Here is a 14,794-nt window from a genome sequence, read left to right as displayed (position 1 = left end):
CCACCAGCCACAACCACGATGAAACAACCCCATTGGGGCGCAAACTCCCACCTCGCCCCCACCGCAGCCAGCGCACCCAACGCATCGAGCACCGAACCCCACCCGCAGCCGGTGCACCCGCTATCGAGGCACCCAGCCCCCGCCCTGCGCCCCGATACGAAGCCTCCCTGCGGTTCGGGGGTGCTTGTCAAGGCATCTTTCCCGCCTTGACAAGCACCCCCGAACCGTCAGCACAATCAGGCTTCGGGGTGCCCCGCCGCACCCTCCCCCGAAGGGGAATCTCCCCGCCGCACTGTCGGACCAGTCTGGTAGAGATCTCCAAGTGACCAGCTCCGAACCCACCCCCCTATGGGACCTCCCGGAGCCTCCGCGCTCCGCCCCGGAGCCGAAGGCCACCCCGGCGAAAAAGCCCGCCCGCAAACCGACCCGATCCCGAAAAGGCCAGCAAACCCCGGCCCCCGAACTCCCCGTCGCGAAGATCGCCGTAGACATCCCGCTGGCCCACCTCGACCGCACCTTCGACTACCAGGTCCCGGAAAAACTGCACGAATCCGCAGTCCCCGGCTGCCGGGTCCGGGTGCGCTTCGCGGGCCAGCTGGTCGACGGCTACCTCATCGAACGCACCGACACGACGGAGTACGAACGGAAACTCGCCTACCTGGAGCGAGTCACCTCGAGCGAACCCGTCCTCCCGCCGTCGCTGCACGCCGTCTGCCGCTCGGTAGCCGACCGCTACGCCGGAACCCTTTCCGACGTCCTGCGCCTGGCCCTGCCGCCACGCCACGCGAAGACCGAAAGCGAGCCGCCCGCGGAACCGGCCCCGAAACCCGAGGCCCCGGACGTCTCCGCCTGGTCCCGTTACCAACGCGGCGAAGCGTTCCTGGAAGCGATCGCCGAATCCCGTCAAGCGAACGCGGTCTGGCAGGCCCTCCCCGGCGAAGACTGGCCGCGCCGCCTCGCCGAAGCGGCGGCCACCGCGGCAGCTCAAGGCAGGGGGGCGGTCCTGGTAGTCCCGGACCACCGCGACCTCACCCGGGTCCACGAGGCGTGCATCGAACTGGTGGGGGAGCAGGGCGTCGCCGCGCTGATCGCCGGGCTGGGCCCGGCGGAACGGTACCGTCGCTGGCTTTCCGTGCTGCGCGGCGCGGTTCGCGTGGTGGTCGGCACTCGCGCGGCGATGTTCGCGCCCGTCGCCGATCCCGGTCTGTTCGTCGTGTGGGACGACGGCGACGATCTGCATCTGGATCCGCATGCCCCGTACCCGCACGTGCGGGATGTGCTGATGGATCGGGCGCATGCCACGAAATCGGCGTTCCTGGTCGGCGGATTCGCCCGGACCGCCGAGGCGCAGCTGCTGGTGGAATCCGGCTGGGCGCAACAGATCCAGGCCGATCGCGCCGAACTCCGCGCCGCCGCCCCGCGCGTGACCCCGGTCGGCGAGGACTTCGACGTAGCGCGCGACGAAGCCGCCCGGGTCGCCCGGCTGCCCGCGGTCGCGTTCGAAGCCGCGCGCCAAGCTTTCGCCGCCGGTTTGCCGGCTTTGGTCCAGGTTCCGCGCCGCGGTTACGTTCCCGGATTGTCGTGCGGCCAATGCCGGACGCCCGCCCACTGCCGTCGCTGCGCCGGTCCGCTGGCGTTGCCCGGCGGGTCGGCGGACGGTGCTCCGCGCCCGCCCGCGTGCCGGTGGTGCGGCGTCCCGGAGACCGCTTTCCGTTGTCCTGCTTGCGGTTCCGTCCGGTTGCGGGCCGTGGTGGTCGGCGCGAAACGCACCGCCGAAGAACTGGGCCGGGCTTTTCCCGGGGTTCCGGTCCGGACTTCCGGCGCGACCGAAGTCCTCGCGACCGTCCCGGGCCGCCCGGCGCTGGTGGTCTGCACGCCGGGCGCGGAGCCGGTCGCCGAAGGCGGTTACGGCGCGGCGCTGCTGCTGGACGGCTGGGCGTTGCTCGGACGCCAGGATCTGCGTGCCGCGGAAGAAACCCTTCGCCGCTGGATGGCCGCCGGCGCGCTGGTGCGCCCCGCGTCGGGCGGGGGCCGGGTAATCGTCGGCGCGGAGGCGGGGCTGGCGGTGGTGCAGGCGCTGGTGCGCTGGGATCCGGGCTGGCATGCGAGCCAGGAATTGGAACAGCGCCGGGAACTGGGTTTCCCGCCCGCGATGCGGATGGCGAGCGTCGAGGGAAGCCCGGCTGCGGTGGCGAGCGTGCTCGACGACCTCCCGCTGCCGGACAGCGGCGAGGTCCTGGGCCCGGTCCCGCTGGGCGACTACGACGACGAGGGCAACGCGGAACGCGAACGGGCACTGGTACGGGTGGCCCGCCCGGACGGCCGCGCCCTGGCGACAGTGGTGCGCGACGCGGTGGCCCGCCGGGACGCCCGGAAAGCCGTCGAACCGGTGCGGGTGCAGCTGGATCCGCTGGACCTGATCTAGGCGCCGTGCGGCGGGGAAGCGGTTGTTCCGCTGCGAGCACGGCTGGATCGGCTGGTCCTGATCGAGGCGCGGGGCGGCCAGGCAGCGGTCCTCCCACCGCCGCACAGACCCGCCAACACGACTGGATCCGCTGACCCCCGTCCGCCCGACCGTTCATTTGCGCGCCAAACCCACCACCGGAAGCGGTTTTCCGCACTACCGCCCGGTTTCCGTTTGAATCGGGGCGTCCTGGGGTGTATTGGGGACGTGGAAACCGGGGGAGGGGCGCGGCGGCGCAGGGCGGCCCGTTGCTCCGTTCGCAGGACCGCGCTGCGGCATTCGCCGTCTTCGCGGTGCCCAGGCGCGCACTTACCCTTGAGGCCGGGCGGCCAAGATCAGGACCGCGGCCCGGGCCTGCCGCTCGCGTGCCCCGGTCCCGCGGACAGGAGTCGGCGTTGATGGGCGAGGTCTCGATCCGGCCGGCTGAGCAGGCGGACCTCGCGGCGCTGGCGGGGATCCTCGGCGACCAGGGGTTTTTCGAGGACCGGTTCACCCGGCAGGCGAAGGGACTCGGCGTCCTGTTCGCCGCGTGGTGCTCCGCGCGGCCGGTCGGCGCCGTGTATCTCTGGCTCGAGGACGCCGAGGAGCCGCCGATCCGCGGCCACCTGCCGGGCGTTCCGCTCCTGAACCATCTGGAGGTCGCCCCGGACGCGCGCAACCGCGGCATCGGCGCGGCTCTCGTGCGCGCAGTCGAGGATTACTTGGTCGGCCACGGTCACGCGCTCGGCGCGCTCGCGGTCCGCACGGACAACACGCGCGCCGCGAGGCTGTACCGCCGCCTCGGCTATCACGACTGGGGTCACGGCACGGTCGTCTGCTACGCCGAGCGCGTTTCGCCGGACGGGCGCACGATTCTCGAAGCCGAACGCTGCCACGTGCTGGTGAAGCGGCTGCCGGACGACCGTCCCGCGCCGCTCGCCACCCGCGGCTGCGGCGAACGCTGAACCTTCAGGACTTGTGCACGATCTCCGCGATCCCCAGCGTGTCGAACGCGGCGTCCGGATCGCCCGGCGCGCCGTGGCGTGCGCGCAACGACAGCAGATGCGTTTCCCACGTGTCCCGGTCCCGTTGCCAAGCGCGCAGGTACCGGACGCACAGGTCCGGCTCGATCAGCAGGCTGCGGCCGAGCGCGGCCTTCAGCGCGGCGACCATCCGGTTCTCGTACGCGCCGGTCAGGTAAGGCGCGTCCTGGACCTGCTGCAGCGTGGTGCGGATGAACGCCCGGCGGCTTCCCAGGAAGTCCGCCCAGTACGCGACGTCCGCGCCGGCGATGCCGAGACCGTTGTCCAGCAGGCCGTAGATGCCCTCGGCGAGCGTGTCGCCCAGTTCCTCCGACCGGGCGCGCACCGTGTCGCGAAAGGGGTCGTAGTCGTGCTGGTAGGCGAAGCTGGTGATCGCCGTGGCGCGCAATCCGGTCGCGGTGAGGAGAAAAAACCAGTCCTCGTTGTAGATGTCCGGGAAGAACGACGAGAACGCGGCGCGTCCGACGGCCAGCGCGCCGCCGCCGACGAACGTGTCCTGTTTTCCGCCGGACTCGCGGTAGGCGTGGCACACCACGGAGTTGTCCGGCATGCCGACGTTGGCCAGGCCCGCTGCCGCGTACTGGTCGAGCAGACCCGCGGCGGCGCGCAGGTTGCTCGGGCGAAGGAGCGGGATGTCTTTGTGCGGGAACAGCCGGATGTCGTCGTCGAGGAAGAGGATGCGCTGCCAGCCCGCCAGGTCGGCGACGAGCACGCCGAGGTTGCGCTTGAAGCTCGTGTCAGTGCGGCGCAGCAGGCGCTTCGCCTGCAGCAGCTTGCTCGTCGCGAACGGCGGGACGGCGCCGAGACCGGCGGCCTCGTCGGTGTCGATCGCGCGGACTCGCACCCCGGCGCGCTTCCCGGCGAGCACCGCGTCGGTCGCGCGCGCGTTCTTGCTGCACAGCAGCAGAAGCGTGGCGTCGGCTTCGCGGGCGGCGCGGAACGCGTCCTTGAGATAGGCGGCGGGGCGGCCGTTGGGCACGACGATCGCGTCCAGCCTGGCCTGCGGCGCGTCTTCGGCGGCGACGTGGTGCAGCAGCCGCTGATGCGTCGTGTGCTGCGCCGGCGCTGCGACGGTCGCGGTCATGTGAGGCTCGATTCTGGCCACTCGTGCAGCCGGTTTTCGGGCAGGGTCCAGTCAGGGGTGAGCCCCTGGTTGTCGAAGACCGGGACCCGGCTGATGATGCTGAAGGAATCCGCGCCCGCGAAGCGCTGGTCGAGGTAGGCCTGGTTGCGGTCGCGGAAACGGCGGTCGGTCAGCGCTCGTACGGCCCCGAGGGTGCCGCGGCCGTACATTCCGTTGCACACGGTCACGGTGCGCTTGCGGTTGAGCGGGCTGACGCCGTGGTAGAAGTGCGCGACGTCCTCGAGCAGGATGCCGTCGCGCAGTTTGGCGCTGAACCTCTGGGTGCTGCCGTCCGGGCGGGTCACTTCGAACCCGGTGTCCAGCTGGTCCTCGTCGCCCTTGCGGCTGATCTGGCGGACCGGCACGTCGACCCGGTCGAGCAGCGCGCGGGTCTGCGGGTTCCAGTCGACGCCGCCGAGCAGCACCAGGTGCGCGGTGTACTCGTCCGCCGACAGCGTCGTGTTCTGGTCGGTGGTGCGGAAGGTGACGTTGCTGGCCGGGTTGCACGCGCGGATGTGGCCGTAGAGCTCCAGCAGCGCGTCCGGGTCGGCGTAGGTGTAGAGGTTCACGTAGTCCGGGCTGGACGGGTCGGTGTAGGCGATCCGGTACTTCTCCGGCAGCTGCGCGCAGACGATGACGATGTCCTGGTTCGGCGGGAAGTGCCACAGGCTCGACGGGGCGAACACCGGCTGGGCCGGCGGGTCGTCGAGGTCGCCGCGCAGCGCCTGCAGCTCCGCGAGCAGTTCTTTGCGGACGGTGTGCTCGTCGTCCGTCAGGTTTTCGGTGTCCAGGAGATGAAGCTGGGGGCCCTGCACCGAACGGCGGGTGGCGAAGAAGGTCGCGTACGCCTCGAGGCGGTGCGGCGGGGGCGTCACCGGTTTCGCCACGTTCTCCCACGACGACAGCAGGCCGGTGCTCACGCCGAAGGCCTCGGCGAGCTGCTTCTGGGTGAGCACCACGTCGGACCAGCTCTCCTTGCGCAGAGTACGCAGGCGAGCGGCGAGCGCGGGGTTGGGCTGAGACACGACTTCAGACCCTTCAGTGAAGTTCAGTCAGGCGTGAATGGCGGGGATTCTACACCCGGGAAGCCGGAGTGGCCGGACGGGCCGGGGTCGAGTGTCGGCGAGGGTTCAGGGGTTGCCTATCTCGGACTTGACCCGCACCTGAATCGAAGATGTCGTGTGCGCGACACCATTGTTTCAGTACGGGCCCACCCTTATAGTAGCTGCTGTGAAAGTCTACTAGATTTCAGTAGCTTCCTGAAATAAGGGGGCGGTCATGGACACCTCAGCAGTACCGGCACCAGTACACCGAGCCATCGTGGTCGTCGACATCGAAGGGTCGACCACCCGTACGAACCCGGCTCGGGCCGGGCTCCGTTCGGTTCTGTTCGCCCTGCTCGACGAGGCGTTCCGGGCCGGCGGCATCACGGAGCAGTTCCGGGATCCGTTCGTGGACCGGGGCGACGGGGCGCTGTGCCTCGTCCGGCCGGTCGACGAGGTGCCGAAGACGGTCCTGCTCGCCCGCGTGGTGCCCGCGCTCGCCGACCTGCTCGCCCGGCACGGCGACCAGGAGCCCGAACTGGCCTTCCGGCTGCGTGTTTCGGTGCACGCCGGCGAGGTGCACTACGACGCGCACGGGCCGTACGGCGAGGACATCGACATCGCCTGCCGTCTCCTCGACGCCCCTGATCTGAGACGCAGGCTGCGCAGCTCCTCGGGGCCGCTCGCGCTCGTCGTCTCGAACGCGATCCACCGCTCGGTCGTCCGGCACGGCTACGCCGGGATCGACCGCAGCTCCTTCGCACACGCCTTCCGCGTGCGCGTCGGCGGGCAGCGGACCCGCGGCTGGGTCCGCACCACCGACGCCGTCCGGCCGGGAGCGGGACTGATCGCCTGACCGGTCCGGCCGACGACGAGGAGGGGGACCGCCGTGGAAACGATCGGGTTCTGGCCGGCGCTGGGCGCCGCGGAGCGCGCGAAGTTCGAAGAGCTGTCCGTCCGCAAGGCTTACCGGCGCGGGGACGTTCTCTGCCGCGAAGGCGAGCGGGCCTCGGTGGTGCTTCTCCTCCTTGCCGGGCACGTCCGGATCACCAACGCGACGCCGGACGGGCGCGAGGTCGTGATCGGCGTCCGCGGCGCGGGCGACGTGATCGGCGAACTCGCCGTGATCGACGGCGGACGGAGGTCGGCGACAGTGCAAGCGCTCGACGAACTGGACGTCCTGGTCGTGCCCGCCGCGCGGTTCGTCGCGCTGTGCCGGCGCGAGGCGGCGATTTCCTGGGCGCTGCTGCAAGTTCTGGCGGACCGGATGCGCGACGTCGGACGGCAATGGCTCGACATCGGCGGCGGGACGGCCACCCGCCGCGTCGCCGCGCAGTTGATGCAGCTGGCGGTTCAGCACGGCGTGCGGCGAGGTACGGATATCGAAGTCGCGGTGCCCGGAACGCAAGCAGAACTCGCTATGACAGCAGCGATTTCGCGCGAATCGTGGGCACGGGTGACACGGGAACTCCGCCGCCAGGGGGTGATCAGCACCGCGCGCGGCAAGGTGACCGTTCACCGGCTCGCGGAACTGCGGAGGCTCGCCCGCTGAAACGTGTCAGCTGACACAGATTTCCCGGCGCCGCCGGGGTTTTCTGGAAGCACACCACCGAGGGAGGCAGTCATGGAACCGTTTCTTCCCGCTCCTCAGCCGGTTCGCTGGCGTCGGGGGGTGTACGCGGCAGCTCTGGTCATCCCGTTCACCGTCGCTCAGGTGTGGGCGCTGCTGGTGTTGCTGAGCCTCGAATCGCTCCACGGTCTCGTCGGGCAGGCCTTCCTGGTGACCCTCGCCGGTTCCGTCGTCGCGACGGTCATCGGCTGGCGGTGGGTGTGGCAGCTGGGCTCGGAACGGCGGCGGGTGCGGGCGCGTGAGGAGATGCGCAGGCGGGCGTACGAGAACGTGCGCGAATTCGGGCGGGAGAGTTTGGCCGAACCGCGGATAGAGGTGCGGTTATGAGTGCCGTGCTGGCTGCTGCGGAGAGCGGGGGGCAAGGGGTGTCGGCTGGGGTTTTGGTGCTGGCGCTGGTTGTGTTGATCGCGGTGGTTCGGGTGCTGCGGTGGGTTGCCGGGCTGGCGGTGCGGTTGGCTGCTTCGGTTGCGGCTGTGGCCGGGTTGGTTGTGGGGGCGGCTGGGGTTGGGGGGTTGGCGACTATTACTGCGGTGGCTATGGCTGCTTCTAAGTGAGTTGGCTCGGCTCGTCGCCTGGCGGCGACATCGCTTTGAGTGGTTGCGTGGGGCACCCCGAAGCTTGATTGTGCTGACGGTTCGGGGGTGCTTGTCAAGGCGGGAAAGATGCCTTGACAAGCACCCCCGAACCGCAGGGGAGCTTCGTATCGGGGTGCGGGGGAGGGGCTGGGTGCCTCGATGGTTGGGTGCACCAGCTGCGGTACAGGGGCTGGGTGCCTCGACCGTTGGGTGCACCGGCTGCGGGTGGGGCTGGGTGCTCGATGCGTGGGTGCGTCGGCTGCGGTTGGTGGGTGGGATAGCGCCCCAATGTGGCATTGGGTGCGTGGGACGCACCCAATGTGGCGTTCGGTGCGTCTGACGCACCCAATGCCACATTGGGGCGTGTTCCGGCGGCGGTGGGTCGTGAGGGGAACCCTGACGGAATCAGAGTTCCTCAGGGTGGCCCTCACGGACAGCGGGCCGGCGAAGTGCGGGCCGGGAGGGGGCGCAGTCGGGGTCAGCTGTTGGCGAGTTGGCGTTTCACCTCTGCGGCGACGCGGGAGCCTTCGGCGCGGCCTGCGATCTTCGGCTGTACGGCCTTCATCACGGCGCCCATTCCGGCCATTCCGGAGGCACCGGTTTCCGTCACTGCCTCGGTGACCAAGGTGCGCAGCTCGTCGTCCGAGAGTTGGGCGGGCAGGTAGGCGGTGAGGACCTCTGCTTCGGCTCGTTCGCGTTCCGCTGATTCCGCTCGGCCTGCCTTCTCGAAGGCTTCGGCGGCGTCGCGGCGTTTCTTCACCTCTCGGGTGATGATCTTTTGTACCTCGTCGTCCGAGAGTTCGCGGGCGGTGTCGCCTGCGGTTTCTTCGTAGCCGATCGCCGAGAGGGTCAGCCGCAGCGTTGCCGAGCGCAGCTGGTCTCGGGCCTTGATCGCGGTCGTCAGGTCGTCGTGCAGGGTCGCCTTCAGCGTGGTCATATACCCGATCCTGGCGCCCGCCGCGGCTGGCTGCCCGCGCCGCGCCGTCGATGCAGGGGTCTTCTAGACTCGCTTCCGATGTCCGACCAGCCTGAAATCCCCTTTTCCCTTCCGGAGGTGCGGTGATGCGTCTCGTTTTCGCCGGCACCCCGGAGCCTGCCGTGCCGTCGTTGCGCGCGCTGATCGAGTCTGAGCGGCACGAGGTCGTCGCGGTCGTCACGCGGCCGGACGCCCAGGCCGGGCGCGGGCGCAAGGTGCTGCGGTCCCCGGTGGGCACGCTCGCCGACGAGCACGGCATCGAGGTGCTCACGCCCGCGCGCGCCGGCGACCCGGCGTTTCTCGCCCGGTTGCGCGAGCTGGAGCCGGACGTCTGCCCGGTCGTCGCGTACGGGGCGTTGCTGCCGCAGTCCGCGCTCGACATTCCCGCGCACGGCTGGGTCAACCTGCATTTTTCGCTGCTGCCCGCGTGGCGCGGCGCGGCACCGGTCCAGGCGGCGATCCGGGCCGGGGACGAGATGACCGGCGCGTCCACCTTCCGGATCGTGAAGGAGCTCGACGCCGGGCCGGTGTTCGGCGTGGTGACCGAGCCGATCGGCCCGGACGACACGTCCGGTGCGCTGCTCGGCAGGCTCGCCGAGTCCGGGGCGCATCTGCTGGTGTCCACCGTGGACGGCATCGAGGACGGCACGCTCCGCGCGGTCGAGCAGCCGGGCGAGGGCATGAGCTACGCGCCGAAGGTGACCGTCGAGGACGCGCGCGTGTCGTTCGCCGACCCGGCTTCCGCGGTCGACCGGCACATCCGTTCGGTCACGCCGGATCCCGGCGCGTGGGCGGAGTTCCGCGGCGAGCGGTTCAAGCTGGGGCCGGTCACCGTGCTCGACGAACCCGGTCCGCGGCCGGGCGAGCTGGTGGTCGAGCGCAAGCGCGTGCTCGTGGGCACGGCGACGAAACCGGTGCGGCTTGGCGAGGTCCAGGCGGCCGGGAAGAAACGGATGGCGGCCACCGACTGGGCGCGCGGCACGAGGATCGACGAAGGAGAGCGCCTCCAGTGAACGAGCGTGGAGAACGGCGGCCGTCGCGGCCGCAGCGGGGCCGTCCGGCTCCGCGCAAACAGGGACCGCGGCGTCCGCCGGAGATCGACCCGGCCCGCCAGGTCGCGTTCGACGTGCTGCGCGCCGTCCGCGAGAAGGACGCGTACGCCAACCTCGTCCTCCCGCAGCTGCTGCGGGAACGTCGCGTGACCGGCCGCGACGCCGCGCTGGCCACCGAACTGACCTACGGCGCCTCTCGTGCGCAGGGCCTGCTCGACGCGGTGATCGCCGCGTGCGCCGACCGGCCGATCGAGAAGACCGACCCGGTGGTGCTCGACGCGCTGCGGCTCGGCGTCTACCAGCTGCTGCGCACCCGGATCCCGGAGCACGCCGCTGTCGGGTCCACTGTGGACCTGGTGCGCGCCGAAGCCGGTTCGTGGGCAACGGGATTCACGAACGCCATCCTGCGCGCGGTGTCCGCGAAGGACGAGACGCAGTGGCTCGACGAACTGACGCCGGACGAGGCCACCGACCCGATCGGCGCGTACGCGCTCCGCACCGCGCACCCGCGCTGGGTCGCCCGGTCGTTCGCGGAAGCGTTGGGGGACAAGGGCGCTGAGCTGAAAGCCGCCCTCGAAGCGGACGACGCCCGCCCCGAGGTGCACCTGGTCGCGCGTCCCGGCGAGATCAGCGCCGACGAACTGGCCGCCATCACCGGCGGCGACCCCGCGCCGTACTCGCCCTACGGCGTCCACCTGCCCGCCGGCGCGGGCGATCCGGCCGACGCGGAACCGGTGCGCGAGCGCCTCGCCGCGGTGCAGGACGAAGGCAGCCAGCTGTGCGCCATCGCCGTCACCAAGGCCCCGCTGGAAGGCTCCGACGAGCGCTGGCTGGACCTGTGCGCGGGCCCCGGCGGCAAAGCGGCGCTGCTCGGCGCGCTGGCCAAGATCAGCGGTGCGCACGTGGACGCCGTCGAGAAGGCCCCGCACCGGGCCCGGCTGATCGAGAACGCGACCGAGGGCCTGCCGGTCACCGTGCACGTCGCCGACGGTCGTGAATCCGGCCTCGAACCGGGTTACGACCGGATCCTGGTCGACGCCCCGTGCAGCGGTCTTGGCGCGCTCCGCCGACGCCCGGAAGCCCGGTGGCGCCGCAAGCCGTCGGACGTCGCGGACCTCACCAAACTGCAAGGCGAACTCCTGATGGCGGCGCTGGACCTGGTGCGTCCGGGCGGCATCGTCACGTACGTCGTGTGTTCGCCGCATCTGGCCGAAACCGAAGGCGTGGTAGGCGAAACCGCCCGCCGGACCAAGTCCGAGATCGTCGACGCCCGCGAGTTCTTCCCGGACGTCCCGCAACTCGGCGACGGCCCGTACGTCCAGCTGTGGCCCCACCGACACGGCACCGACGCGATGTTCTGCGCGGTGCTGCGCAAGCCGTGACAGATCTGGGTTTGGTCGCCAGCTCGTGCGGCGGACTGGACACCCGGTTCACCGACGAGCTGGCGAAACCAGCGGTAGCCCGAGGCTGGCGGCTGGCCGTCACCCTCACGCCGACCGCCTGGGGCTGGCTGAAAGCGACCGGCGGGCTGGGCGAACTCGAAGCCACGACGGATCTTCCGGTGCGCAGCACGTCCCGCCTTCCCGGCGAGCCGCGTCCGCATCCGGATCCGAAGGTGTTCCTTTTCGCGCCCGCTTCGGCGAACTCGGTGGCGAAGCTGGCGCTGGGGATCGCGGACAACCAGGCGCTCACGTTGCTCGGCGATGTCCTTGGCGCGCCAGGGATCACGATCGTCGTGGCCTACCAGATCCAGCCGACCCGGGAGCACCATCCGGCTTGGCGGCGGCATCTGGACACGTTGGCCGAGGCGGGCGTCCGGCTGCACCGGCTCGACCCGCGCCGACCCTGGTCGGAAGCGCTCGATCTGCTGCCCTCTCCTGCGTGAAAAGCCGTGAAGGACTCCTTGAGGGAATCAGATTCCCTCAAGGAGCCCTTCACGGACTTCAGGCTCAGCGGAGGCGAAGAGCGCGCTTCACGGTGCCGAACAGGTCGGTCTGGTTGGTCAGCCCGACGACGTTCGCCGCCTGCGGCCCGTAAGCCGCGATCCGGACCTGCGTGCCGGTGTGCTCCATCGAGGAACCCGGCAGCGCGGTGCCGTAGTTGAGGGTCATGTTCACGCCCTCATTGGTGATCAGCGTGGCAGTCTGCCCAGGCGTCTTGGCGTCGTTGGACACGATCTGGCTGGTGTGCCCGTGGTCCGCGGTCACCACAACCAGCGTGTCGGTGTGGCTGCGCGCATACGCGAGCCCGGCGGCGACAGCGGCGTCGAAGTCGATCGTCTCGCCGATCTGCCCGCACGGGTCGGCCGCGTGGTCCTGCTTGTCGATCGACGCACCCTCCACCTGGAGGAAAAATCCCTTGTTGCTGCGGCGGTCTTCCAGCAGCTGCAACGCCTTCTGCGTCTGCGCCACCAGCTTCGGCTGAGTCTTCGGCAGCGCCGGGTTCGCGGTGCAGCGGGTCGGTGCGGTGCCGCCCTGCGTCGCCTTCGGGCCGGTCCAGTTCACCGGCAGGTTGCCCGGCGCGAACAGCCCGAGCAGCGGCTTGCCGGGACGCGCCTTGGCGAGGTCGTCAGCGGTGTTGACCACGGTGTACCCGGCGGCCTTGGCTTGCTCCAGCACCGGCTTGCCCTTGAACTGCCCGGCGGTCGCCTTCTGGTCGAAGTACTTCGCGCCGCCGCCGAGGAGCACATCCGGGCGGGTCTGCACGAGCTGCTCGGAGATCGAGCCCGCGCCGCCGTTCTCCTTGGCGTTCCGCGCGCACTTCTTGGTCGTCTCGTCCGGGCCCTTGCAGTCACGGTCGACGACGTGCGCGCCGAGCACGGCCGGGGTCGCGTCCTGGACCTCGGCGGTGGTCACGTCGCCGGTGCGCAGGCCGCTGCGCTTGGCGAGTTCGAGCAGCGTCGGGACCGGGTTGCCGTAGGCGTCCACGGAAATCGCGCCGTTGTAGGTCTTCGTGCCGGTCGCCCAGCCGGTGCCCGACGCCGCGGAGTCGGTGACGTAGTCCGGCTTCGCCGGGTTGCCCTTCTCGACCGCGTACGTGGTGTAGTCGCCGGTCAGCGGGAATTCGTCCATCGCGAGCCGCCCGGCCGCACCGCGCTCGTAGTTGCGCGCCGAGGTGATCTCGGACTGGCCCATGCCGTCGCCGATGAACAGGATGACGTTGCGCGCGTGCCCGCCCTGGATCGCCTGGCGGATCTCCTGCGTGCGGTCGCCCGCACCGGCCGAAGCGGCCCGCGCGCCCTGGTCGTCCTGGTTGCCCTGCGCGGCGATCGCGACCGGGGCGGCGGCGACCATCGCGACGCCGAGCGCGCCCGCGGCCAGCCACTTGCGGCGGCCTGCCAAGACCGTTCTCATGGTTCTCCTCGAAGTGCCTCTCGTCCGGAACTTCCGGACGTGACCCATTAGTGCTCGACGATGTGTTCGACGCGGAGAATCCGGATGAGCGCCGGATGTCCGTAAAGCGAACTCCGGTGCGGTCACGGCCGGTGAACAGGCCGGAACCGGGTCCTTTTACACTCGGGTCGTGGCTTCACCTCTCATCGCACCCAGCATCCTGTCCGCCGACTTCGCCAAGCTCGGCGAGGAGATCGCGGCCGTCGCGCGCCCCGGGGAGACCCGGGCCGACTGGGTGCACGTGGACGTCATGGACGCGCACTTCGTGCCCAACCTGACCCTCGGCCTGCCGGTGGTCCAGTCGATCCTCAAGTCCACCGACGTCCCCATCGACTGCCACCTGATGATCGACGACCCGGACCGCTGGGCGATCGGCTACGCCGAGGCCGGCGCGTACAACGTCACGGTGCACGTGGAAGCCGCCGCGGACCCGGTCATGCTGGCGAAGAACCTGCGTGCCGCGGGCGCGAAGGCCGGGCTGTCGATCAAGCCGGGCACGCCGCTCGAACCGCACCTGGAAACCCTCAAGCACTACGACACGCTGCTCGTCATGTCGGTCGAACCGGGCTTCGGCGGGCAGTCGTTCATCGCCGACGTGCTCGACAAGGTGCGCACCGCGCGCCGGCTGGTCGACACCGGGCACCTCAAGCTGGTCGTCGAGATCGACGGCGGGATCAACTCCGACACCATCGAACAGGCCGCCGAAGCGGGCGTCGACTGCTTCGTCGCGGGCTCGGCCGTCTACGGGGCCGAGGACCCGGGTCGCGCCGTCGCCGCGCTGCGCGAACAGGCCGCCCGCCTCCGCGTCGGCTGACGTTCCGGCCGGGGAAGCTCCCGGGGCCGGGCGGGTGTTGGATGGAGGGGTCGCCGAAGACGGCGGCCGGGCGAGGAGGCAGCAGTGTTCACGGGAATTGTCGAAGAGGTCGGCGAGGTCACCGCGGTCGAGCAGTTCACCGACGCGGCTCGGCTCACCGTCCGCGGCCCGCTGGTCACCTCGGACGCGGGCCACGGCGATTCGATCGCGGTCAGCGGCGTCTGCCTGACCGTCGTCACGGTCTCCGGCGGCGAGTTCACCGTCGATGTGGTGAACGAAACACTCCAGCGTTCGAGCCTCGCGAAGGTGGCCGTCGGCGACGCGGTGAACCTCGAGCGCGCGACCCCGGCGGGCGGACGGCTCGGCGGGCACATCATGCAGGGCCACGTGGACGGCACCGGCGTCTTCGTCTCCCGCGACGAGCGCGGCGTGACGACGTTCTCCCTGCCCCCGGCCTTGTCGCGGTACGTCGTGGAGAAGGGTTCGATCGCCGTCGACGGCGTTTCGCTCACCGTCGCGAGCATCTCCGAGGACCGGTTTTCGGTCGCGCTGATCCCCACCACGCTCGAGGTGACGACCCTCGGCAGGCGGCAGGAAGGTGACCACGTGAACCTCGAAGTGGACGTCGTCGCGAAGTACGTGGAGAAGCTCACTGCGCCACACGTGGCGGCGAACGCGCACAATGTGTGACATCCACCCGGCG

14 protein-coding genes are annotated in these 14,794 nt (G+C 70.6%); 10 read left to right on the top strand and 4 right to left on the bottom strand.

Features of this window, described 5'->3' with window-relative positions:
* The first annotated feature begins 322 nt into the window (after positions 1-322).
* Both EIZ44_RS22335 and EIZ44_RS22330 read left to right on the top strand, forming a co-directional pair.
* Positions 323-2,425 (top strand): primosomal protein N', encoded by a 2,103-nt coding sequence (locus tag EIZ44_RS22335; RefSeq protein ID WP_037814603.1) that lies wholly within the window; start codon positions 323-325, stop codon positions 2,423-2,425.
* A 437-nt stretch (positions 2,426-2,862) separates the two neighbouring features.
* On the top strand, positions 2,863-3,408 hold the full coding sequence (locus tag EIZ44_RS22330) for a GNAT family N-acetyltransferase (RefSeq protein ID WP_134730954.1): 546 nt from the start codon (positions 2,863-2,865) through the stop codon (positions 3,406-3,408).
* A 4-nt stretch (positions 3,409-3,412) separates the two neighbouring features.
* On the opposite strand, the gene EIZ44_RS22325 is transcribed toward EIZ44_RS22330, so the two are convergent.
* Positions 3,413-4,570 carry a hypothetical protein gene (locus EIZ44_RS22325; protein WP_134730952.1) on the bottom strand — a complete coding sequence of 386 codons (1,158 nt, stop codon included), beginning with the start codon at positions 4,568-4,570 and terminating at the stop codon, positions 3,413-3,415.
* Positions 4,567-5,634: a helix-turn-helix domain-containing protein gene (locus tag EIZ44_RS22320; RefSeq protein ID WP_134730950.1), complete on the bottom strand. Its 1,068-nt coding sequence runs from the start codon at positions 5,632-5,634 to the stop codon at positions 4,567-4,569. The genes EIZ44_RS22325 and EIZ44_RS22320 overlap by 4 nt, the downstream gene beginning before the upstream one ends.
* Positions 5,635-5,887: 253 nt before the next feature.
* On the opposite strand from EIZ44_RS22320, the gene EIZ44_RS22315 reads away from it, so the two are divergent.
* The 3 genes from EIZ44_RS22315 (at position 5,888) to EIZ44_RS45610 (ending at position 7,609) form a co-directional block, all read left to right on the top strand.
* Complete coding sequence (locus EIZ44_RS22315) at positions 5,888-6,508, top strand: hypothetical protein (RefSeq protein ID WP_037814607.1); 621 nt, start codon at positions 5,888-5,890, stop codon at positions 6,506-6,508.
* Positions 6,509-6,541: 33 nt separating this feature from the next.
* Positions 6,542-7,204, top strand: coding sequence for a Crp/Fnr family transcriptional regulator (locus tag EIZ44_RS22310; protein WP_037814608.1), 663 nt, complete (start codon positions 6,542-6,544; stop codon positions 7,202-7,204).
* A 120-nt stretch (positions 7,205-7,324) separates the two neighbouring features.
* Positions 7,325-7,609, top strand: a complete 285-nt coding sequence (locus EIZ44_RS45610) for a hypothetical protein (RefSeq protein ID WP_199817737.1) — start codon at positions 7,325-7,327, stop codon at positions 7,607-7,609.
* A gap of 726 nt (positions 7,610-8,335) precedes the next feature.
* Here EIZ44_RS45610 and EIZ44_RS22295 read toward each other — a convergent pair.
* The gene (locus EIZ44_RS22295) at positions 8,336-8,794 is read right to left on the bottom strand and encodes a GatB/YqeY domain-containing protein (RefSeq protein WP_134730946.1); all 459 of its coding nucleotides are present in this window, start codon (positions 8,792-8,794) and stop codon (positions 8,336-8,338) included.
* Positions 8,795-8,919: 125 nt separating this feature from the next.
* On the opposite strand from EIZ44_RS22295, the gene fmt reads away from it, so the two are divergent.
* The 3 genes from fmt to EIZ44_RS22280 are packed head-to-tail and all read left to right on the top strand — an operon-like array spanning position 8,920 to position 11,770.
* Positions 8,920-9,846 (top strand): methionyl-tRNA formyltransferase, encoded by a 927-nt coding sequence (fmt, locus tag EIZ44_RS22290; RefSeq protein WP_134730944.1) that lies wholly within the window; start codon positions 8,920-8,922, stop codon positions 9,844-9,846.
* Positions 9,843-11,267, top strand: coding sequence for an RsmB/NOP family class I SAM-dependent RNA methyltransferase (locus EIZ44_RS22285; protein WP_134730942.1), 1,425 nt, complete (start codon positions 9,843-9,845; stop codon positions 11,265-11,267). The genes fmt and EIZ44_RS22285 overlap by 4 nt, the downstream gene beginning before the upstream one ends.
* On the top strand, positions 11,264-11,770 hold the full coding sequence (locus EIZ44_RS22280) for a flavoprotein (RefSeq protein ID WP_037814614.1): 507 nt from the start codon (positions 11,264-11,266) through the stop codon (positions 11,768-11,770). The genes EIZ44_RS22285 and EIZ44_RS22280 overlap by 4 nt, the downstream gene beginning before the upstream one ends.
* A 64-nt stretch (positions 11,771-11,834) precedes the next feature.
* Here EIZ44_RS22280 and phoA read toward each other — a convergent pair whose 3' ends face one another.
* A complete protein-coding gene (gene phoA, locus EIZ44_RS22275; protein ID WP_134730940.1) occupies positions 11,835-13,238 on the bottom strand; it encodes an alkaline phosphatase in 1,404 nt (467 codons plus the stop codon).
* 169 nt (positions 13,239-13,407) lie between these two features.
* On the opposite strand from phoA, the gene rpe reads away from it, so the two are divergent.
* Positions 13,408-14,091, top strand: coding sequence for a ribulose-phosphate 3-epimerase (gene rpe / locus EIZ44_RS22270; protein WP_037814617.1), 684 nt, complete (start codon positions 13,408-13,410; stop codon positions 14,089-14,091).
* Positions 14,092-14,175: 84 nt separating this feature from the next.
* On the top strand, positions 14,176-14,781 hold the full coding sequence (locus tag EIZ44_RS22265; protein ID WP_037814618.1) for a riboflavin synthase: 606 nt from the start codon (positions 14,176-14,178) through the stop codon (positions 14,779-14,781).
* Positions 14,782-14,794 lie beyond the last annotated feature (13 nt).

Origin of the sequence: Amycolatopsis nivea, from assembly GCF_004522235.1 — a bacterium.
In the GTDB taxonomy this organism is placed as follows: domain Bacteria; phylum Actinomycetota; class Actinomycetes; order Mycobacteriales; family Pseudonocardiaceae; genus Amycolatopsis; species Amycolatopsis nivea.
The sequence above is the reverse complement of the archived record's forward strand: the minus strand, read 5'-3'. Positions and strand labels throughout refer to the sequence as shown.